This is a genomic window from Desertivirga xinjiangensis (assembly GCF_024436435.1).
GTDB classification, from domain to species: Bacteria; Bacteroidota; Bacteroidia; order Sphingobacteriales; family Sphingobacteriaceae; genus Desertivirga; species Desertivirga xinjiangensis.
The window spans coordinates 81,830-103,962 of record NZ_JAFMZP010000003.1 but is presented as its reverse complement, the minus strand read 5'-3'; the positions used below and the strand labels follow the sequence as shown (position 1 = coordinate 103,962).

The following is a 22,133-nucleotide window of genomic DNA, read 5'->3' as shown; positions in this document are numbered from 1 at the left end:
ATGAATCAACCTGCTATTGTAGACAGCCAGAGTAACCGTAAGGAGACCTTAACGTTAAATCTTGGACCCACGCACCCTGCAACCCATGGTGTGTTTCAGAATGTTCTGGAGATGGATGGTGAAAGAATAGTGAGTGGTGTTTCTACTATTGGTTATATTCACCGTGCATTTGAAAAAATTGCTGAACATCGGCCGTTTTACCAGATTACGCCGCTTACAGATCGCATGAACTACTGTTCTTCGCCCATCAACAACATGGGATGGCATATGACGGTGGAAAAAATGCTCGATATACAAACTCCGAAGCGCGTTGATTACATGCGTGTAATTGTTATGGAGCTTGCACGTATCTCAGATCATCTCATTTGCAATGGAATTTTAGGTGTAGATACAGGTGCTTATACAGGATTTCTCTATCTCATGGAGCAGCGGGAGCATATTTATGAGATATATGAAGAGATTTGTGGGGCACGATTAACCACAAATATCGGTCGTATAGGTGGTTTCGAGCGCGACTTTAACGACCTGGCGTTTGCTAAGATTAAAAAGTTCGTTAAAAACTTTGGTCCTGTTTTGAAAGAGTTTGAGCAGTTATTTAACCGTAATCGCATTTTTATGGACCGTACCGTTGGAGTTGCCCCTGTGACTCCTGAAGTGGCGATGAACTATAGCTGGACAGGACCGATACTGAGAGCTACTGGTGTTGACTATGATGTGAGGGCGAACGAACCATACAGCTCCTATGAAGATTTCGATTTTGATGTTCCTGTTGGAACTACGGGCGATGTATACGACAGGTATATTCTCAGAAACGAGGAAATGTGGCAAAGCCTTCGAATCATCGAGCAAGCTCTTGCTAAAATCGATAAAGAGCCTAAAGGTGTTTTTCATGCAAACGTTCCCGACTTTTATCTGCCTCCGAAGGAAGAGGTGTACAATAACATGGAGGCTCTTATTTATCACTTTAAAATAGTGATGGGTGAAGTTGATACACCAAAAACAGAGGTCTATCATTGTGTTGAAGGTGGAAATGGAGAGCTGGGTTTTTACTTAATAAATGACGGCGGACGAACCCCATATCGTCTACATTTTCGCAGGCCTAGTTTTATAAATTATCAAATGTATGCTCCTATGAGCCGCGGTATGCTGTTATCTGATGCTATCGTGAATATGAGTAGTTTAAACGTAATTGCAGGAGAATTAGATGCTTAAAATATCTGATACAGAAGATGTTATTTTCAGTCCAGAACTTCTTTCAAAGTTCGCTGAGATTGTTTCACGTTATCCTGAAGGAAGGCAGAAATCTGCTTTATTGCCGATTCTTCACTTGGTACAGGCACAATATGGTTGGGTGAGTTCGATCGCAATGGATAAAGTGGCTGACTATCTGGAGCTGAAGCCGATTGAAGTATATGAGGTAGCGACGTTCTACACAATGTTCTTTCTGAAACCTCAGGGTAAATATGTTCTGGAAGTGTGCAGGACAGGTCCTTGCAGTATTGTAGGTGCTGAGCGGATCATGAAATATATAGAGAATAAACTTCAGGTTAAAGAAGGTGAAGTGACTGAAGACGGATTGTTTAGCTGGAGAGGAGTGGAATGTCTTGCCGCATGTGGTATGGCTCCGGTGCTTCAGATCGGACCTGATTACACCTATTATGAAAATTTAACTGAAGCTAAAATAGATGAATTAATAGACAGCTTACGGTTGAAAACAGTCGACAAACCTCAAATCAACTAATTAAAATGGGACGCAAACTATTATTAGAACATATAAACGTTCCTGGAATCAATTCCTTTGAAGTATATCGTCAGAAGGGAGGATATCGTGCCGTTGAAAAGGCATTGAAAACTTTAACTCCGGACGAAGTTGTCGAGGAAGTGAAGAAGTCTGGACTAAGGGGCCGTGGTGGTGCTGGTTTTCCTACTGGTATGAAATGGAGCTTTCTTGCTAAACCAGACGGTGTGCCACGATATTTAGTCTGCAACGGTGACGAGTCGGAACCGGGTACTTTCAAAGACAGGTATTTAATGACGCACATTCCGCACTTGTTGATTGAAGGAATGATTGTTTCCAGCTTCGCTCTGGGAGCAAATACGTCTTATATTTATTTGCGCGGTGAGATGATGCCGCAGATACGTATTCTGGAAAAGGCGATCGCTGAAGCGAAAAATGCTGGCTTTTTGGGCAAAAATATATTGGGTTCTGGATTTGATCTTGAACTATATGTTCAGCCCGGGGGCGGTGCCTATATATGCGGTGAAGAAACTGCTTTGATTGAGTCGCTTGAAGGCAAACGCGGAAATCCGAGGATAAAGCCACCTTTCCCGGCGATCTCCGGATTATACAATTGTCCAACCGTTGTAAATAACGTCGAATCAATTGCTGCTACTGTTCCGATTATAAATGATGGTGCAGATGAGTATGCGAAAATTGGAATTGGAAGAAGTACCGGAACTAAATTAATCTCCGCATCTGGTAATTTAAACCGGCCAGGTGTTTATGAGATTGAGCTAGGTATTCCGGTTGAAGAATTTATTTATTCAGACCAGTACTGTGGCGGCATAGCCAATGGAAAGAGATTAAAGGCGGTGGTAGCCGGCGGATCATCAGTACCAATATTACCTGCGAATTTAATTCTAAAGACCATCAATGGTGATAACAGGCTAATGACCTATGAGTCACTGGCAGACGGAGGTTTTGCATCAGGGACTATGTTAGGTTCCGGAGGATTCGTAGCGTACGATGAGGACCAGTGCATTGTAAGAAATACCTGGAACTTTTCACGGTTTTATCATCATGAGAGCTGTGGACAATGTTCGCCTTGCCGAGAGGGAACAGGATGGATGGAGAAAGTACTTCATCGTCTCGAATACGGGCACGGAAAGTTAAGCGATATTGACCTGCTGGTTGATGTTTCGAAAAAAATAGAAGGAAATACGATTTGTCCTCTGGGCGATGCTGCTGCATGGCCTGTTGCAAGTGCAATTCGTCATTTCCGGGACGAATTCGAATGGCATGTAACTCATCCTAAAGAAGCTATGGAAAGAAATTACGGACTGGCCAATTATGCCGACCCCTTGCCTAAGCCGGAGGATTTACATCCAGTTAATTAAGAGAGGAAATCTTTAACATGTCAGATAAAGTTAAAGTTACGATAGATGGTATCAGCATAGATGTTGATGCAGGAACAAGTATACTTAATGCAGCACGTCAGATCGGTGGTGACATTGTCCCGCCTGCAATGTGTTATTATTCAAAATTGCAGGGAAGCGGAGGAAAATGTCGCACCTGTCTGGTTAAGGTAAGTAAAGGCTCCGAGAAAGACCCTCGTCCTATGCCCAAACTGGTCGCTTCATGCAGAACCACTGTTATGGATGGTATGGAGGTTCAGAATATCACCTCTCCTGAGGTCGTTGAGGCCAGGAAAGGTGTGGTTGAAATGTTACTCATAAACCATCCTCTTGATTGTCCGGTCTGTGATCAGGCAGGTGAATGCCACTTGCAGGATTTGGCTTATGAACACGGTTCAGAGGCGACAAGATATGAGTTTGAGCGCCGTACCTTCGATAGAATAGATATTGGAGATAAGATACAGTTACATATGACCCGCTGTATTTTATGTTATCGTTGTGTATTTACAGCCGATCAGATTACAAATAACAGGGTACACGGCATTTTGGGCAGAGGTGATGCTGCCGAGATTTCGACTTATATAGAAAAAGCAATTGAAAATGATTTTTCTGGCAACATCATAGATGTTTGCCCTGTGGGAGCTCTCACTGATAAGACATTTCGCTTCAAAAACCGTGTGTGGTTTACAAAGCCTGTGGATGCCCATCGTGATTGCCCTACATGCTCCGGAAAAGTAACGCTTTGGTACAAGGGTGAAGATGTTATTCGTGTAACAGCCCGGAAAGACGAATATGGTGAAGTTGAAGAGTTTATCTGCAATACCTGCCGTTTCGATAAAAAGAAAACAAACGAATGGGTGATTGAGGGGCCTCGAAAAATCGCCAACCATTCGGTTATATCAGCTAACCATTATGAACAATTAGGACCTCCTCCAGTGATAAGGAAAAATCCAGCTCTGCTTGAGGCTAATAAAGAACAATTTGAAAGGTCAACAAAACTGTAAATGGAACTAGCCCTTATTATAGAAAAGTTTATACTTGTGGTAGTAATCTTTGCTGTTTCGTTAGGAGTGGCTGCTTACTCAACACTAGCTGAAAGGAAGATCGCCGCGTTTCTACAGGGACGAGTAGGTCCCCATCGCGCAGGACCAGGCGGGATGTTTCAGCCTCTCGCCGATGGCGGCAAAATGTTCTTCAAAGAGGAGATAATTCCTGCAGAGTCCAATCCATTCCTGTTTATAATGGGTCCTTCTTTGGCTTTGTTAACTGCATGTATCGGCAGTGCCGTTATTCCATGGGGCCAAAGTATGCAGTTTGGTGATAGAGTTGTAGAGCTCCAGGTTACTGATATAAATGTTGGAATTCTTTACATCTTTGGTGTGGTTTCTTTGGGTGTATATGGGATAATGATTGGAGGATGGGCGTCAAATAACAAGTTCTCTCTCATGGGAGCTATACGGGCGGCATCGCAAAATATCAGTTATGAGATTGCTATGGGACTTTCTTTGATAGCCTTGCTCATGGTATCTGGTACACTTTCGTTGAAAGATATCGTTGAGCAACAACATGGTTTCTGGAACAATGGCTGGTTTACCTGGAACGTATTTACTCAACCTCTGGGATTCCTGTTATTTATTGTATGCTCTTTTGCAGAATGTAACCGTACTCCTTTTGATCTTCCCGAAAGTGAAAATGAGCTGGTAGCTGGTTACCACACGGAATATTCAGGCTTTAAGCTCGGTGCATTTCTTTTTGCAGAATATGTAAATATGTTTGTATCCTCTGCTGTTATGGCAACTTTATATTGGGGAGGTTACAATTATCCAGGCATGGACTATGTATTTGAGCTCCTCGGACCTACCTGGGCACCAATTGTTGGAATTGCGGTTCTTTTCGCGAAGATCTTCTTCTTCATCTTCTTTTTTATGTGGATCCGCTGGACAATTCCACGTTTCCGCTACGATCAGCTGATGAATTTAGGATGGAAGGTCCTCATTCCGCTGGCAATTGCGAATATTATTCTAACAGGTATTTGGATAACAATCAAAGACAATTTACTTTAATCATGATTTCCCTGAAGGGGAAGGAGGATAAATGGAATCATTAAGTAACAGAAAAAAGGTATTAGAGCAAAAGCCGATGAATTTTTGGGAGCGTATTTATTTGCCCTCAATTTTTAAAGGTCTTGCCATTACATTTCGCCATATGTTTGTGAAGAAAGAAACGATCTTTTATCCCGAACAAACGAGGCCGGTTTCAGAAAATTGGCGCGGATTACACTCTCTTAAAAGAGATGAGAATGGTCGTGAGCGATGTACCGCCTGCGGTCTGTGTGCTTTAGCCTGTCCGGCGGAAGCAATAACCATGACAGCTGCAGAACGTCAGAAAGGTGAAGAAAACTTGTATCGCGAAGAAAAGTACGCTGCAGTTTACGAAATCAATATGCTAAGATGTATTTTTTGTGGTTTGTGTGAAGAAGCATGCCCTAAGGAGGCAATATATCTGGATGGGCCCATTGTTGCAGCCGATTATCTTAGAAAGGACTTTATCTACGGGAAAGATAAACTCGTTGAGGCTCCGTTAAAATCTTAAAAATTATACCTTTGATTTCTTCAAGGACTTAAAGTAAAAACCGTAGAATTAATGAATCTATTCTATTTTGTAGCTTTTTTATCAATCTTTTTTTCACTACTTGTGATTTTCTCCAAAAATCCGGTTTACAGCGTTCTATTCCTTATTGTCACTTTCTTCACCTTTTCAGTTCACTATATTCTGCTAAATGCGCAATTTTTGGCTATAGTGAACTTTATAGTGTATATGGGGGCGATTATGGTGCTATTCCTCTTCGTATTGATGCTTTTAAATCTCAATAAGGATACAGAGCCAATGAAGTCCAGCTTACTTAAGATTGCGGGAGTGGTTTCTGGATTATGTTTACTTCTTACTCTTGTAGGTGCCGTAAAATCATTAAATGTATCTGAACCTCTTATTTTAAAAGATCCGGGAATAGGACTTGTCAAGAATTTAGGGAAGGTCCTGTTCAATGAATTCCTTTTGCCGTTTGAAGTATCGTCAATTTTATTATTCTCAGCTATGGTGGGTTCAGTACTTTTAGCCAAGAAAGACCCCAAAAAAATATAATGGAAGCAGTTACACAATCAATTCAGGGAGTACCACTTAATCACTACATCTTATTAAGTGCTATCATTTTCTCTATTGGAGTTATGGGCGTATTGATAAGGAGAAATGCAATTATCATTTTCATGTCAATAGAACTCATGCTCAACGCTGTGAATCTGTTGTTTACAGCTTTTTCCGCCCATAGGGGTGATGCCGCAGGGCAGGTTTTTGTGTTTTTCGTAATGGCCCTGGCTGCTGCGGAAGTTGCAATAGGACTTGCAATTATTGTAATGATATATCGCAATACCAATTCTACAGACATCAACGTATTGAACCGGTTGAAGTGGTGAGCTGATTGACAGGAAAAATAGCTTTTAAAAATAAACGAACACAACATTCATGATAAATTTAGTCTGGTTAATTCCTTTGTTTCCTTTGATTGGTTTTCTGATCAATGGTCTCGGAAGGAGTTTTTTACCTAAAGGGGCAGTAGGTTTCATCGGTAGCTTAACAGTATTTCTTTCATTTGCAGTAAGCCTGGGGATCTTCTTTGAGCTTAATGGCAGTGTAACAAAATCATTTACTATTCAGCTTTTTGACTGGATACAGGTTGGAAATCTCAGTATTCCGTTTTCTTTCCAGGTAGATCCATTAAGTTCACTCATGCTTTTGATCGTTACCGGAATAGGTTTTTTAATTCATGTCTATTCTATTGGTTACATGCACCATGATACGGGTTTTGCGAAATTCTTTTCGTATTTGAACTTGTTCGTGTTTTTCATGCTTTTGCTGGTCTTAGGATCCAATTACGTAGTTATGTTTATCGGTTGGGAGGGTGTTGGACTTTGTTCATACCTTTTGATCGGCTTCTGGTTCAGTAACCCAGCTTATGCAAGTGCTGCCAAAAAGGCTTTTGTTATGAACCGGATTGGAGATCTCGGATTTCTGATTGCTATCTTTCTAATTTTCAATACTTTTAACAGTGTGGAATTTGCTAAGGTATTTCCACAGGCGGCTAGTTTGACGGCTGGTAGCGATGTTATAACATTAATTACGATTTTGCTTTTTGTGGGGGCAACCGGTAAGTCGGCCCAGATTCCTTTATTCACGTGGCTGCCAGATGCCATGGCCGGTCCAACACCTGTTTCGGCTTTAATTCACGCAGCAACTATGGTTACTGCTGGTATTTATATGATAGCGCGTTCTAATATTCTATTTACATTAGCGCCATTTACATTAGATATTATTGCAGTAGTCGGCCTGGCGACTGCTATCCTTGCTGCATTAATAGCTATTACACAAACCGACATAAAGAAAGTCCTGGCCTACTCGACCGTTTCTCAATTAGGATACATGTTTCTTGGTTTGGGCGTAGGCGCTTATACCGGAGCTTTCTTCCATGTAATAACCCATGCCTTCTTTAAAGCATTGTTATTCCTTGGTGCTGGTTCTGTAATACACGCGGTAAGTAACGAGCAGGATATGCGCTCAATGGGAGGCCTTAAGAGCAAGCTTCCTGTTACCTTTTATACGATGCTAATGGGTACCATTGCTATCTCTGGCTTGCCGCCATTCTCAGGGTTCTTTTCCAAGGATGAAATATTGGCCCACGCATATGAACATAGTAAATTGCTTTGGCTAATCGGGGTAATAGGAGCCATGTTCACTGCTTTTTACATGTTCCGGATGTTGTTCCTTACTTTTTTTGGTAAATTTAGAGGAACGACTGAGCAGCAAGCCCATTTACATGAGTCCCCGGCGTCCATGACTTTCCCCTTGATAGTACTGGCAGTACTTTCCATAATAGGCGGATTCATCGGGGTCCCGGAGGCCTTACATGGTAACCATTGGTTGGCCGGATTTCTCGAGCCGGTATTTTCGGCGTCAGAGCAAAGAACCGGAGCAAGTCATTTAGATCATAGTACAGAATATATATTGATGACGGTCTCGGTAATTGCTGCTGTTGTTGCATCCTTTATCGCTTATTTGAGATATGCCAGGAACAATCATGTTCCGGTTCCTGATACTGCAGAAAGGACAGCGTTCGCCAACGTTTCCTACAATAAATTTTACATTGACGAGATTTATGATGCGCTCATTACCAAGCCGCTGAATATTCTTTCTGGTTTTTTTTATCGCATTGTAGATAAAACCTTCATTGACGGTTTTGTCAATGGACTCGGACGCGCAACCGCAGAGGCAGGTAAAGGATTGAGGTTGCTTCAAACAGGTAATATCGGCTTTTATATCTTCATTATGATCGCCGGGATAGTTGCCTTATTAGTTTATGGATTTTATAACATATAACAAGGGTTAGAACATTATAGATGGAAATTTTACTGCTTATATTTTTACCATTAGCCGGTGCTATCATTGTATCCTTGTTTGGTAAACATCAACAGGCAAAAACAGCAGCTTTCATATGGTCTTTACTTTCATTAGGCTTTACCGGATATTTATTGGACGGGTTTGACCCGGCAGCTGGTACTCAGTTTACTGTAGATTTTCCCTGGTTGCTTTCTTTAGGTTCCCGGTTTAATGCAGGCATAGATGGCATTAGCATGCTGCTAGTATTATTAACAAATGCATTAGTTCCCCTGATAATTCTTGCCAGCTTCAGTCACAATTACAAAAGTCCCGGTGCATTTTATGGGTTAATCCTTTTTATGCAAAGCGGCCTGCTGTTGGTATTTACTGCTCTTGACGCTTTCCTTTTTTATGTTGGCTGGGAGATCGCGTTAATACCGATTTATTTTATCTGTGCAATATGGGGTGGTTCTAACAGAATTAAGGTCAATATCAAGTTCTTCATATACACATTTGCCGGAAGCTTGATCATGCTTTTAGGTATTATCTACATGGCTCAGCAAACGCCGGATAAGACCTTTGATCTCCTTGGTTTCTACCAACTATCATTAAGCACATCAGAACAAAGTTGGGTCTTCCTTGCGTTTTTTATGGCCTTCGCCATCAAGATGCCAATATTTCCTTTTCATACCTGGCAGCCAGATACTTATACTGAATCTCCAACTGCCGGAACCATGTTGCTATCCGGCATTATGTTAAAAATGGGAACTTATGGCGCCATAAGATGGCTGATTCCGGTTGCTCCTCTTGGTTTTGCGCAATGGGGACAAACAGCTTTAACTTTGGCCGTTATTGGGATTGTATATGCCTCTCTGATTGCTTTTACACAGAAAGACATCAAGCGATTAGTAGCCTATTCTTCCATCGCTCACGTAGGCTTGATCGCGGCTGGGATTTTCGTTTGGAATCTACAAGGTTTACAGGGCGCTATGATCCAAATGTTAAATCACGGACTGAACGTTTTCGGACTCTTTTTTGTCCTTGATATCATAATCCGCCGACTGGGAACCAGAGATATGGACAAGATGGGTGGGATTGCCAAAATGGCCCCAAAGTTTTCGATAACATTCTTAATTATATTACTTGGCACGGTAGCATTGCCGCTGACCAATGGGTTTATTGGTGAGTTCCTGCTCTTGATGGGGCTGTATAATTACAACATATGGGCGTCTGCAATAGCGGGCCTCACGATAATACTGGGAGCTGTTTATATGTTGAGGATGTATCAACGCATTATGTTTGGCCCGTCTGCCGATAACACCCTCACTTTTGCCGACATTGCCGGAACTGAAAAAGTAGTTCTATTTGTAGTTTGCGCACTCATACTATTTATTGGTGTGTATCCCAAACCTTTACTCGCAATTTCAGAAACCTCCACCCGTGAATTAATAGATTTTGTAAACGGCAAAATTGCGGGCGGGAGTCCGACAAACTATTAAAAGTACTATAAAAAATGAGCGTATTAATCACCATATCTCTTTTAGCGATCCTTGTTTTATACCTGGGGTTGTTCAAAGCTAAAAAAGCTTTACTACCTGTATCTATATTAGGCCTTCTGGGCGCATTAAGTCTTTCTTTCTATGAATGGGGAAGCTACGCTCAGCCTATATATAATGGCATGATGTTATTCGACAATTTTGCTGCGGCTTTTTCTGGTATCACTATTCTGTCAACATTACTCATATTTCTTCTTTCAAAAGACTACTTTGAAAGGATAAGTAGCAATATAGCTGAATATTACACTGTTATTTTGTTCTCGCTAGCAGGGATAATCGTAATGGTTTCCTACCATAACCTTACAATGTTGTTTATCGGTATAGAGATTATGTCGGTAAGCTTGTATATTCTTGCAGGAATCAAGAAACGGGATTTTGCTTCAAATGAGGCTGCTTTGAAATACTTTTTGATGGGTGCTTTTTCGACGGGCTTTTTGTTGTTTGGCATAGCCTTATTATACGGTGCCTCAGGATCGTTTGACTTATTGGAGATTAGAAATTATATTTTATCTGCTCCGCAAGAAGTATCACCTTTGTTTTACGGGGGTATACTATTGCTTATTGTAGGTTTATGTTTCAAAGTGGGCGCTGCTCCTTTTCATTTTTGGGCTCCTGATGTATACGAAGGCTCGCCGTCCTTAATTACGGCTTATATGAGCACTGTGGTAAAGACGGCTGGGTTTGCGGCTTTTCTGAGACTTTTTCTTTTCTGTTTTTCTCCACTGTCAGAATTTTGGTCGCCGGTTCTAGTTACACTTGCCGCCTTGTCCTTATTAATAGGAAATATTACCGCAGTGTATCAACAACATTTCAAGCGAATGTTGGCATATTCCAGTATATCTCACGTAGGATACATGCTCTTTGCTGTAATTTCTCTCAACGGTAGTTCGGATACTTCGATATTCGTTTATGCCGCTGCATATTCAATAGCTTCAATTATGGCTTTTGCTGCGTTGATACTATTGCAACGCCAGGTTGGAACAGACAGTTTTGATAGCTTCAATGGTTTGGCCAGAAAAAATCCTTTCCTCGCACTTACACTCACTGTTGCCATGCTTTCGCTGGCAGGTATACCTCTGACAGCCGGCTTTATAGGTAAGTTCATGATGTTCACCAGTGCTTTGTCGACTTATCACACATACCTGGTTCTTTTTGCCGTCCTTAATGCTGCTATTGGTATCTTCTATTATTTTAGAGTGATAGTGGCGATGTATTTTAAAGAGGCCGACAGGCATGAATTGATTGTTTCACCTTATTATCGGTTAGTGTTGGGTTTATCAGCTGCTGCAACTATTCTGTTAGGAGTTTACCCGGAATTGATTTCCCGCCTGATCTGATAATTTAAAACAAAATGTTATTAATATTCGTAGATTTACGGATATTCGATTATGTACGAACTCTGGGATTCGCTCCATCAGTTAATAGATCCGGAAAGGTTACTTAGAGAAGGAGGTTTTTATGTTCTCCTTTTCGTGGTTTTTGCCGAAACAGGCCTTTTCTTTGGGTTTTTTTTACCGGGTGATTACCTGCTTTTCCTGGCAGGCATGTTCGTTGCCACAGATAAGTTGGATACCTCTTTAAGTATGTTGATGACCGGACTTATTTTTGCCGCTATCCTCGGCAATTTTGTTGGCTATTGGTTTGGGAGGCGTACCGGATCTCATCTATATCTTAAAAAAGATTCTCTATTTTTTAAAAGGCAATATCTCGTTTCCGCAGAAGAATATTATAATAAGCAGGGCGCCTTTGCACTTATTATGGGCAGATTTATTCCAATTGTGCGTACTTTTGCTCCTATCGTAGCTGGAGTCATAGGTGTCGATTTTAAAAAGTTTGCCCTCTATAATGTTGTGGGTGCTCTCTTATGGATCACCTCTCTCACCCTTTTAGGATATTTCCTGGGAATAAAATTTGCGGATCAGGTGAATAAGTATCTGATGTACATTATAGTTGGATTTGTGGTTATTACTGCTATCCCTCTTGTGTGGACTTACTTCAAAAACAGGAAACCTGAAAGACGCTCTAACTAGATAATATAAATTATAACTATGAACAAAGACCATGTATGGCATAAGGTTTCCCCTGGCAGCGATTTGCCAGCTGTAGTAAATGCAATTATTGAGATTCCAAAGGGCTCAAAGGCTAAGTACGAAGTGGATAAAGACTTTGGTTTACTTCGCTTAGACAGGATTTTATTTTCTTCCGTGATGTACCCGGCTAATTACGGCTTTATACCCCAGACTTATTGCGATGATAAAGATCCGCTTGATATCTTAGTGCTTTGCTCGGTGGATGTATTCCCGATGTCTATGATCGAAGCTAAAGTTATTGGAGTTATGCATATGGTTGATAATGGAGAACAGGACGACAAGATCATTGCGGTAGCAAAAAACGATATGTCTGTCAATTATATTGAGGATCTTGAAAACTTGCCTCCTCATACCACAAAGGAGATAGTAAGATTCTTTCAGGATTACAAAGCGCTTGAACACAAAAACGTTACTATTGAACAGTTACACGGCAAAGAATATGCCTATAAAGTTATACAGGAGAGTATCGAATTGTATAATAGTACTTTTCTTACTAATGTTTAATTAAATAATGGGTTTCCAGATATTCCTTACATTTTTCCTGGTGTTTCTGAACGGATTTTTCGTAGCCGCAGAGTTTGCTATTGTAAAGGTTCGTGCATCTCAGATAGAGGTAACAGCAAAGTCAGGAAACAGGGTTGCGAAAACGGCAAAGCATATTTTACAACATTTGGATGGCTATCTTGCAGCTACGCAACTAGGAATAACATTGGCTTCTCTGGGACTTGGTTGGGTAGGTGAAGAGGTTATGGAGCACATTATTAGCAATGTGCTGTATGCATTCAACGCCAACCCTAAATTTATAGAATCCTTTACAGTTACTGCCAGTCCAGTAATTGCTTTTACAATTATCACCATTATGCATATCGTTTTTGGTGAGTTAGCGCCTAAATCCCTGGCAATTCAAAAGCCAATAGGCATCACAATGGGTGTTTCCTTGCCATTGCACTTCTTTTATCTTGTTTTCAGGCCGTTTATCCTTCTTTTGAATGGCTTCGCCAACATGTTATTGCGACTGGTAGGTATTCACTCTATCAGCGGCCATGAGGCTGCCCATACCTCTGAAGAATTACAATATCTTTTGGAGCAGGGTAAAGAAAGCGGTGCACTTGATGTAAATGAACACGAACTCATTAAAAATGTATTTGATTTTAATGAGCGCGTTGTTAAAAATATTATGGTTCCAAGAACCAAGATCTCAGGTATTGAACTTGAGACTCCATCCGATGAATTGGTGGATATAATTATTAAGGAAGGATATTCGAGAATTCCGGTTTACGATGAAACCATAGATAAAATTGTAGGGATTATTCATGCTAAAGACATATTGCCTATTATTGCTAATAAAAAGGAACTGATCCTGAAAGATCTGATACGAAAGCCGTATTTTATTCCGGAGTCTAAAAAGATCAACGACCTTTTAAGTGAGTTTCAGCTAAGACGTATACAGATTGCCATTGTACTTGAGGAGTTTGGCGGAACCGCTGGTATGGTTACCCTCGAAGATATTGTGGAAGAACTTGTTGGTGAAATTCAGGATGAGTTTGATGAAGAAAAACCAATTGTAGAACAGGTGTCAGAACATGAATTTATTGTGAACGCCGCTGCAACTATCTACGATGTAAATGAATATCTGCCTCATGATCTGCCCGAGGATGAAGACTACGATACCGTTGGTGGTTTGGTGAGTGATATTTTTGGAAAGATTCCCGAAGTTGGCGAACGGAAAGACTTCTATGGCTATACAATAACAGTCCTTAAAAAGACAGAACAAAATATCGAGTCTGTGAAGCTAGACCTCGAAATAAATCCTGAAGATGCGGTAGACCTTCGTTAAACTGCTGTTATGCACTTATTTTACACTCCCGATATAATTGGTAAAACTTACGTTCTTAGTGAGGAGGAAAGTAAGCATTGTATAAAAGTTTTACGCCTTGGTAAGGATGACGTTGTTTATCTTATTGATGGAAAGGGAGGCTTTTTTAAGGCTGTGATAGAAATGCCTCATCCCAAACACTGTGTGCTCAACATTATCGAAGAGCAACTGGAATACGGTAAGAGAGATCACTATCTTCATGTCGCAGTTGCTCCAACAAAAAATATCGAACGGCTTGAGTGGTTTCTTGAGAAGGCTACAGAAATTGGAGTTGATGAAATCACACCTATCATTTGCGACCGGTCAGAGCGAAGAGAAGTGAAACCAGAACGACTCATTAAAATCATTACTTCAGCTGTAAAGCAGTCGCTGAAAGCCTATCATCCAATCCTTAATCCCACTTTAAAATTTGACGAATTCATTAAAAAGGCAGAGGGTCAAAAATATATCGCACATTGTATTGATGAGGAAAAAACAGCGTTAAAGGATAGTGTTGAGCCGAAAGGAAATTACACGGTAATGATTGGTCCCGAAGGAGACTTTTCTCCAGCTGAAATACGCTCTGCAATTAATGCAGGATTTCTGCCCGTGACATTGGGAAACAGCCGGCTTAGGACTGAGACTGCCGCCCTTGAAGCTTGTTTTGAAATCAACTTTTTGAACAGATGAATCGTATATTATTCCTGCTGTGTTCTATCTGGCTTTTTTCAGGATTTAGTGCTGCCACTTATAAGATGGCAAAGTTGAAGTATAATGGAGGGGGAGACTGGTACGCAAACCGAACTGCGTTGCCTAATCTGATTGAATTTTGCAACAAGCATCTGGCGACCAACTTCGATACTGAAGAGGCTACTGTAGAAGCTGGAAGTGCCGACATATTTAATTACCCCTTTGTATATATGACTGGCCATGGTAACGTGCAATTCTCTGAACAGGAGGCTCTCAATTTGAGGAAATACCTCATGGCAGGTGGTTTTCTTCACATCGACGACAATTATGGACTCGACAAATATATACGGCCCCAGATGAAAACGGTGTTTCCGGAACTCGAGTTCGTTGAGTTGCCTGTTAACCATCCCCTTTATTCAATTAAGTTTAAGTTTCCCCAGGGCCTTCCAAAAATTCACGAGCATGATGCGAAACGCCCGCAAGGGTTTGCGCTAATATACAAAGGCCGAATGGTATGCTATTACACGTTTGAATGCGATTTGGGCAATGGTTGGGAAGATGCAGGCACTTATGCTGGAGACAGTGAGGATACCAGGCAAAAGGCACTCCGTATGGGAGCTAATCTTGTACAGTATGCCTTAACCAGATAAAAAACGAGCCCCTTCATCATATAAAGGGGCTCGTTTGGTAGTATCAAATTTTTATCTTGCTTTTTTAGCGGCTCTTGATGGTGGCGCACTGAATTTTGGTTTGCCTTTTGGATTAATTTCCGCGGATCCAACCATTGTCATCGCGCATCTGAAGCCAACCTCGGCGCTCGTTTCATCCTGCTGCATAAATCTTCTTGTAGCCGGATTTAACCAGTAAGCCCTGTCGTTCCATGATCCTCCTTTGTACACCTTCGATTGATCGTTTACCAGGGTAGTTACACCGTATAACGCAGCGCTAACTGTGTCTTTTTCACTGCGGAAATCAGGATCATAGGCTTTACCACCTAAGGCTGCTTTAGAACTGTCAACCGTTCCGTTAAGTTCAGCCCATGTTTGCTTCTTTCTGGACGGAGCCGGGTCTTTTATTGCCCTACCATACTTGTCCTTAGCGTAGGCTCCTGTTTTTGGATCTTCAAGCCGCTTGTTTACAAACTGATTTCCACGAAAAGGATTGAAATCTTCAACATCTTCAAAAGATAGCTTGCGGTAGGTATCTGCGACCCATTCATTGACATTACCAGCCATGTTATATAAGCCGAAATCATTTGGTAAATAACTTGTAACCGGAGCAGTAATGTCTGCTTTGTCATTTAGGTAACCACCGGTACCCATATTATCCCCTTCGCCACGTTTAAAGTTCGCCATTATCATGCCCCGGGTTTTTTGTTTAGCTGAGCGAACACCTAAACCGTTCCAGGGGTAGATCTTACCATCTTCAATATTTTCGTATTCAGTGTTTCCGGCAAGAGATAAAGCAGCATATTCCCATTCTGCTTCCGTTGGCAAACGGTAAGGTTGTTTAAGTATTCCGTCTTCCATGCGCACTGGTCTTACAGGCGCTTTTTGTCCATTAGCAGCTTGTGCACCGGGACTTAGATCTTTTAACATTTTCTTGCCATCAATTCCTTCACCTCTATACTGACCATTAAGATAAATGTCTGTATTGAAAGGCTCCGCAGGTTTTGAAACGGTTGCACCACCTTTTCCGGCTAAAGTCTTATAGTCTACAAGGATTCCTCTGTTTCTCAATATTTCCTCATTTACCTTATCTGTTCTCCATTCTGAATAAGCGTTGGCCTGTTCCCAGCTAACACCAACAACCGGATAGTCCTGGTAGGCCGGATGCCTTAAATAATTATTCACAAAAGGTTCGTTATAAGATAGAGGCCTGCGCCAAACTAATGTGTCAGGCAACGCATTATAGTAATACTCTCTATCCTCCGGGAAATTAACAGTGATCCAATAAAGGTATTCCAGCCAATCGACATTCGAAACCTCGGTCTCGTCCATATAAAAAGATGCGACAGTCACTCTTCGCCTTAAATTGTCGTATTCATAAGCGAGGTCCTGGTCAAGGCTTCCTCCCATTACAAAAGTACCGCCTTCAATTGCGATTAATCCGGGACCAGGACCCGGTTTAACTTTACTAGCCACCTGAAAGCCATAATATTTGTCATTGTAAGCAGCGCCTGTTTTTGAAGAAGTTCCACTACTTTTGCTTTTACATGCAGTTCCAAAAATCCCCAGCGCAAGCAACCCTGTTGTAAAAAGTATAGATATTCTTTTCATTATTTAAGTATGAGCATTAATTGCTAAAATTAGATAAATCGCAGACATATAAAAATAGATTAAGTAGATGTCCGATTTCAATTCCCTTATTACGGTATTATTTTTTAGATAGTTACGGTTTTTATTTCAAAAGTTATTTACAACAGCTGAAGTATACGTTTCACTAGTCAACATTTGCAATACCTCACCTAATTAATTCGTGTAAATAATTTTTTTTAATACATTTAAAGCATGATTACTAATTACAGAACCAAGGTAGGATTTGTTTTGCTTGTTGCGTTTGCTTTACTCTGTTACAAAGCATCAGCACAAGGAGAGGGTGTTGGTGGAGATCCGGAAACGACAACTGATGGGAGGACTGGTTCGAGACTGATACAAGCAGGTGTTCCCTTTCTTTTGATTGCGCCTGATTCAAGATCCGGCGGGATGGGCGAAGCTGGCGTGGCAGTTTCACCAGATGCCAACTCAATTCACTGGAATCCGTCAAAATTAGCCTTCATTGACGGCCCGGCCGGCCTTTCGTTATCGTACAGCCCCTGGCTTCAACGTTTGGTTCCAGACATAAATCTCGCATATCTAACTGGATTTTACCGTTTAGATGACAGAAATGTAATTGGTGGTTCTTTAAGATATTTTTCCCTGGGTGATATCGAGTTCAGACAAACCGGAGAAGAGCAAGCAACGATCTACAGCCCTAATGAGTTTGCTATTGACGCAACATTTGCCAGGCAGTTTGGAGAGAATTTTTCGCTTGGAACTGCTTTAAGGTTCATCAGATCTAATCTGGGGACTAATCTGGTAAGTGGTACGGGTGCACAGACAAAGGCCGGGACTGCTTTGGCTGCTGATGTATCTGCCTTTTTTAAAAAGGAAACAATCCTGCTCGGAAACGATGCCCGCCTCGCAGCTGGTTTAAACATTTCTAACATAGGGAATAAAATGAGTTACGTAGAGGGCGACGATAATAAAGTTTTTCTTCCAACCAACTTGAGAATCGGAGGTGCGGCAACATTCTTTCCTGACGCTTTGAGCGAATTAACAGTCATTCTTGATATAAATAAACTATTAATACCCTCTCCTCCTGTCACTGTTACAGAAGACGGAAACACGACCATCGTATCAGGCAGAGATCCTTCAAATCTGTCTGTGCCAGCAGCTATCTTTGGCTCATTTAATGACGCTCCGGGAGGTTTTAAAGAAGAAATGCAGGAGCTGAGCTATTCTACCGGACTGGAGTATCGCTACAATAAGCAATTCGCACTCAGAGCAGGATATATTTATGAGCATCCAGAAAAGGGCAACCGGAATTATCTTACTTTAGGCGCGGGTTTAAAGTATAATGTACTAAATCTGGATTTTGCCTACATTCTGGCAAATCAGGAGAAAAGCCCTTTGGCCAATACCCTGCGATTTACTTTGCTCTTTAATTTTATTCAAAAATGAAGATAAAAGTAGGTTTTGGGTTCGATGTTCATCAGCTACGTGAAGGACATCCTTTTGTACTAGGCGGAGTGGAGCTAGAACATCATTCAGGTGCATTCGGGCACTCAGATGCAGATGTTATCCTGCATGCTATATGCGACGCCTTGTTGGGTGCTGCTAACCTCAGAGATATAGGATTTCATTTTTCTAACAAAGACGATCGCTGGAAAGGTATCAGCAGCTTAGTTCTGCTAAAAGAATGTGTTCGTTTGATTACCGAAAAGGGCTGGACAGTTGGAAATATAGACGCGATGATTTGCCTGGAAGAGCCAAAAATAAATCCTTACGTTCCGGAAATGAAAGAGAAGATCGCTCATGCCATCGGAATTTCGGTAGAGGATATATCAATTAAAGCAACTACTAATGAACAAATGGGCTTTATTGGACGGGAAGAAGGTGTAGTTGCCTACGCTGTATGTTTGATTCAGAAAAATTAAAATCTTTAGGAGTTTTCTTTTTCTGGTATGGTGATTTGTGAGAAATCAACGCCGCATTTATTACATCCGCTTGCACAGCTTTTCTTCTGATTAAAGTTTCTGTAAAGCATGCGGCAATTAAAGAACACCGCAATCAGAAACAAGCCCCCAACCATTACTTCCTGTAAATCCATAAAGCAAAGGTAAATATTATGTTAACGCCTGATTGTCATTTAATTTCAAGCTTTGCAAAAGCGCTGAAATAACAATTTAAAACTGTACCTTTGCAAAAAATTTGAGAGGCATTCTTCATGCAGAATATTAGAAACATTGCAATTATTGCACACGTTGACCATGGCAAAACTACTTTGGTTGATAAAATTTTACACAGTTGCGCTATTTTTAGAGATAATCAGGAAACAGGCGACCTGATCCTGGATAATAATGATTTGGAACGCGAACGCGGAATCACTATTGTTTCAAAAAACGTATCCGTTCAATACAAGGATGTAAAGATCAATATTATTGACACTCCGGGCCACGCCGATTTCGGAGGTGAAGTGGAGCGGGTATTGAAGATGGCTGACGGTGTAATTTTACTTTGCGATGCTTTTGAGGGTGCTATGCCTCAAACACGTTTTGTGACACAAAAGGCACTTGCATTGGGTTTGAAGCCAATTGTTGTCGTTAACAAAGTTGACAAAGAAAATTGCCGTCCTGAAGAGGTTTATGAGCAGATCTTTGAATTATTCTTCAATCTTGACGCTACTGAAGATCAGTTGGATTTTCCTGTAATTTATGGTTCATCTAAACAGGGTTGGATGAGTACAGATTATAAAGTACCGACCGACAATATTTTCCCGTTGATGGACGCGATCCTTGAAAATATTCCACCGGCTCCAATTGCCGAAGGTACTTTACAATTGCAGATCACGTCACTCGATTATTCTTCATTTGTTGGGCGTATTGCTATCGGACGGGTTGCCAGAGGAGTTATCAAAGAGAACCAGCCGGTTTCTTTGGTTAAGCGTGATGGTAAGATCCAAAAATCACGGATCAAAGAACTTTATACGTTTGAAGGATTAGGAAAGGTTAAAGTGTCGGAGGTGAAATCTGGAGATATTTGCGCTGTTGTAGGTATCGATGGTTTTGAGATTGGTGATACTATCGCCGACTTTGAAAATCCTGAACAATTAGAAGTAATTAAGATTGATGAGCCAACAATGAACATGTTGTTTACCATCAATAACTCGCCGTTCTTCGGTAAAGAAGGTAAGTTCGTTACATCTCAGCGTTTACGGGAGCGTTTATATAAGGAGATGGAGAAAAACCTTGCTTTAAAGGTTGTAGAAACCGAATCTCCTGATGCATATTTAGTATATGGCAGAGGTATCCTTCACTTGTCAGTGTTAATCGAAACGATGCGCCGCGAAGGGTATGAGCTGCAAGTTGGCCAGCCTCAGGTAATCGTCAAGGAAATTGACGGTGTAAAATGCGAGCCTATAGAGACTTTAATAGTTGATGTTCCTGGAGAGGTTGCCGGTAAAGTAATTGAGCTAGTAACGCAACGTAAAGGTGAGTTGTTGATCATGGAGCCTAAAGGCGATCTTCAGCATCTTGAGTTTGACATTCCTGCCAGAGGTATTATAGGCTTACGTAATAATGTATTAACAGCCACCGCTGGAGAGGCTATCATGGCCCATCGTTTCAAAGCCTACGAGCCATGGAAGGGCGTTATCCCCGGTCGTTTAAATGGAGTACTTGTATCTATGGAAAAAGGTCAGACAACTGCATATTCAATAGATAAACTGCAGGACCGTGGCCGTTTCTTCGTAGACCCAGGTGTCGATATTTATGAAGGTCAAATTGTTGGTGAGCATATCCGTGACAACGATTTAGTAGTTAACATCGTAAAAGGAAAAGCTTTGACTAACATGCGCGCATCCGGAACAGACGACAATACACGTATTGCGCCGGCTATAAAATTCTCCTTAGAAGAATCGATGGAGTATATCCAGGCGGATGAGTACATAGAAGTAACTCCACAGAGTATGCGTATTCGTAAGATCTATCTTAACGAGAATGAGCGTAAAATTAATGCTAAAAAGTTTGTGTAGGCAAGCTTGGTAAGCCTTTCTTATACAGTTTAGAACTGAAGTCCTCATTTGATATTCGAAATGAGGACTTTTTTATTCATACTCCAATTCTTACCGAAACCAAACCGCGTAATTTAAACTAATGCTGCTTTTATTTAACTTGCCATTGAGTATCGAAGTCCCTAAATCGGTACAGATTCACAAATGAACATTATTAAAAAGCTTAGATATAAGATTGAGAGCACCCTGAGGGTATACAAGGCGAAGGCAAATGCCAGGCAAGTGAGGACCATGATCCTGAATTACTATAGGGATAATCAATCAGCTGATCCAGAAATGGCAGAAGCGGTTGAATACCTCAAATCTCATCCTTTGAAAACTTTCTTTGGCCGTTTTGTTGATAAATATAGGTATGATACGATTATAGTTTCCCGGGATGCCTCGAATGGTCTTTACTGGGTAAATCATGATGGAAAACGATTGTATTTTAAAAGATCTTACAATGTGACTACTATCAAAATGCTTTATAATGGCCTTCTTATGGAGCAAGACCCTATGTCGCCCCACAGTTATACCGATAGTGTGTTCAATGTCAGCCAGGGAGATTTCGTGATCGACGTAGGTGCAGCCGAAGGAATATTTACACTGAACAACATCGATAAGGTGCAGAAAGCATTTCTGTTTGAGCGCGATCCGGAGTGGCTGGAAGCGTTAGAAGCCACCTTTGAACCATGGAAAAACAAAGTAAAGGTTATCTGTAAGTTTGTATCTGATGTAGATGATGAAGAAAGAGTAAGCATCGACGTTTTTGCGGCCGAAGAACAGTGCAAAATTGACTTTGTTAAGGTCGATGTAGAGGGCGCAGAAGAACAAGTGTTGCAAGGCATGGAAAATACTATGCGGACCGTACATCCTAAAATTGCTTTGTGTACATATCACAAGCAAGATGATTTCAATAAGTTCAGTAGCTATCTTTCACGATTAAGTTATCATATCAGTACAACCCCCGGAGTAATGTATTTTAACTCCAGGTCGGAGTTACTCAAACCTCCCTTTTTTAGAAAAGGGTTGATTCGTGCCGTCCATACTGGTCAGGAACTCTGAAAT

At 41.2% G+C, this 22,133-nt stretch carries 21 protein-coding genes; 20 read left to right on the top strand and 1 reads right to left on the bottom strand.

Annotation, left to right across the window (positions count from 1 at the left end; genetic code table 11):
• The 16 genes from J3P37_RS08650 to J3P37_RS08575 are packed head-to-tail and all read left to right on the top strand — an operon-like array spanning position 1 to position 15,403.
• Entirely contained in the window at positions 1-1,212 is a 1,212-nt protein-coding gene (locus tag J3P37_RS08650) for an NADH-quinone oxidoreductase subunit D (RefSeq protein ID WP_256011271.1), read from the top strand.
• Positions 1,205-1,741 carry an NADH-quinone oxidoreductase subunit NuoE family protein gene (locus J3P37_RS08645; protein ID WP_256010706.1) on the top strand — a complete coding sequence of 179 codons (537 nt, stop codon included), beginning with the start codon at positions 1,205-1,207 and terminating at the stop codon, positions 1,739-1,741. Before J3P37_RS08650 ends, J3P37_RS08645 begins: the two co-directional genes overlap by 8 nt.
• 5 nt (positions 1,742-1,746) lie before the next feature.
• Positions 1,747-3,117 carry an NADH-quinone oxidoreductase subunit NuoF gene (gene nuoF / locus J3P37_RS08640; protein ID WP_256010705.1) on the top strand — a complete coding sequence of 457 codons (1,371 nt, stop codon included), beginning with the start codon at positions 1,747-1,749 and terminating at the stop codon, positions 3,115-3,117.
• 17 nt (positions 3,118-3,134) lie between these two features.
• Positions 3,135-4,139, top strand: a complete 1,005-nt coding sequence (locus J3P37_RS08635; protein ID WP_256010704.1) for an NADH-quinone oxidoreductase subunit G — start codon at positions 3,135-3,137, stop codon at positions 4,137-4,139.
• Positions 4,140-5,198, top strand: a complete 1,059-nt coding sequence (nuoH, locus tag J3P37_RS08630) for an NADH-quinone oxidoreductase subunit NuoH (protein ID WP_256010703.1) — start codon at positions 4,140-4,142, stop codon at positions 5,196-5,198.
• A gap of 31 nt (positions 5,199-5,229) precedes the next feature.
• Positions 5,230-5,727: a NuoI/complex I 23 kDa subunit family protein gene (locus J3P37_RS08625; protein ID WP_256010702.1), complete on the top strand. Its 498-nt coding sequence runs from the start codon at positions 5,230-5,232 to the stop codon at positions 5,725-5,727.
• Between the two features lie 51 nt (positions 5,728-5,778).
• Positions 5,779-6,276 carry an NADH-quinone oxidoreductase subunit J family protein gene (locus J3P37_RS08620; protein WP_256010701.1) on the top strand — a complete coding sequence of 166 codons (498 nt, stop codon included), beginning with the start codon at positions 5,779-5,781 and terminating at the stop codon, positions 6,274-6,276.
• Positions 6,276-6,605 (top strand): NADH-quinone oxidoreductase subunit NuoK, encoded by a 330-nt coding sequence (gene nuoK / locus J3P37_RS08615; RefSeq protein WP_256010700.1) that lies wholly within the window; start codon positions 6,276-6,278, stop codon positions 6,603-6,605. The genes J3P37_RS08620 and nuoK overlap by 1 nt, the downstream gene beginning before the upstream one ends.
• Positions 6,606-6,654: 49 nt before the next feature.
• Positions 6,655-8,562: an NADH-quinone oxidoreductase subunit L gene (gene nuoL / locus J3P37_RS08610; protein WP_256010699.1), complete on the top strand. Its 1,908-nt coding sequence runs from the start codon at positions 6,655-6,657 to the stop codon at positions 8,560-8,562.
• 20 nt (positions 8,563-8,582) lie between these two features.
• Positions 8,583-10,061, top strand: a complete 1,479-nt coding sequence (locus J3P37_RS08605; RefSeq protein ID WP_256010698.1) for a complex I subunit 4 family protein — start codon at positions 8,583-8,585, stop codon at positions 10,059-10,061.
• Positions 10,062-10,075: 14 nt separating this feature from the next.
• A complete protein-coding gene (locus tag J3P37_RS08600; protein WP_256010697.1) occupies positions 10,076-11,455 on the top strand; it encodes an NADH-quinone oxidoreductase subunit N in 1,380 nt (459 codons plus the stop codon).
• A gap of 51 nt (positions 11,456-11,506) precedes the next feature.
• Positions 11,507-12,148, top strand: coding sequence for a DedA family protein (locus J3P37_RS08595; RefSeq protein ID WP_256010696.1), 642 nt, complete (start codon positions 11,507-11,509; stop codon positions 12,146-12,148).
• A gap of 18 nt (positions 12,149-12,166) precedes the next feature.
• Entirely contained in the window at positions 12,167-12,712 is a 546-nt protein-coding gene (locus J3P37_RS08590) for an inorganic diphosphatase (protein ID WP_256010695.1), read from the top strand.
• A gap of 7 nt (positions 12,713-12,719) precedes the next feature.
• Positions 12,720-14,045: a hemolysin family protein gene (locus J3P37_RS08585; RefSeq protein WP_256010694.1), complete on the top strand. Its 1,326-nt coding sequence runs from the start codon at positions 12,720-12,722 to the stop codon at positions 14,043-14,045.
• A 9-nt stretch (positions 14,046-14,054) separates the two neighbouring features.
• Entirely contained in the window at positions 14,055-14,753 is a 699-nt protein-coding gene (locus tag J3P37_RS08580; protein WP_256010693.1) for a 16S rRNA (uracil(1498)-N(3))-methyltransferase, read from the top strand.
• Complete coding sequence (locus J3P37_RS08575; protein WP_256010692.1) at positions 14,750-15,403, top strand: DUF4159 domain-containing protein; 654 nt, start codon at positions 14,750-14,752, stop codon at positions 15,401-15,403. Before J3P37_RS08580 ends, J3P37_RS08575 begins: the two co-directional genes overlap by 4 nt.
• Positions 15,404-15,454: 51 nt before the next feature.
• Here the strand turns inward: J3P37_RS08575 and J3P37_RS08570 are convergent, their stop codons facing one another.
• Positions 15,455-17,032 (bottom strand): SUMF1/EgtB/PvdO family nonheme iron enzyme, encoded by a 1,578-nt coding sequence (locus J3P37_RS08570; protein WP_256010691.1) that lies wholly within the window; start codon positions 17,030-17,032, stop codon positions 15,455-15,457.
• A gap of 231 nt (positions 17,033-17,263) precedes the next feature.
• On the opposite strand from J3P37_RS08570, the gene porV reads away from it, so the two are divergent.
• The 4 genes from porV to J3P37_RS08550 all read left to right on the top strand — a co-directional run bounded on the left by porV (position 17,264) and on the right by J3P37_RS08550 (position 22,130).
• Positions 17,264-18,475, top strand: coding sequence for a type IX secretion system outer membrane channel protein PorV (gene porV / locus J3P37_RS08565; RefSeq protein ID WP_256010690.1), 1,212 nt, complete (start codon positions 17,264-17,266; stop codon positions 18,473-18,475).
• Positions 18,472-18,951, top strand: a complete 480-nt coding sequence (ispF, locus tag J3P37_RS08560) for a 2-C-methyl-D-erythritol 2,4-cyclodiphosphate synthase (protein WP_256010689.1) — start codon at positions 18,472-18,474, stop codon at positions 18,949-18,951. Before porV ends, ispF begins: the two co-directional genes overlap by 4 nt.
• Positions 18,952-19,241: 290 nt before the next feature.
• Entirely contained in the window at positions 19,242-21,047 is a 1,806-nt protein-coding gene (gene typA / locus J3P37_RS08555) for a translational GTPase TypA (protein ID WP_256010688.1), read from the top strand.
• Between the two features lie 183 nt (positions 21,048-21,230).
• On the top strand, positions 21,231-22,130 hold the full coding sequence (locus J3P37_RS08550; protein WP_256010687.1) for an FkbM family methyltransferase: 900 nt from the start codon (positions 21,231-21,233) through the stop codon (positions 22,128-22,130).
• Positions 22,131-22,133 lie beyond the last annotated feature (3 nt).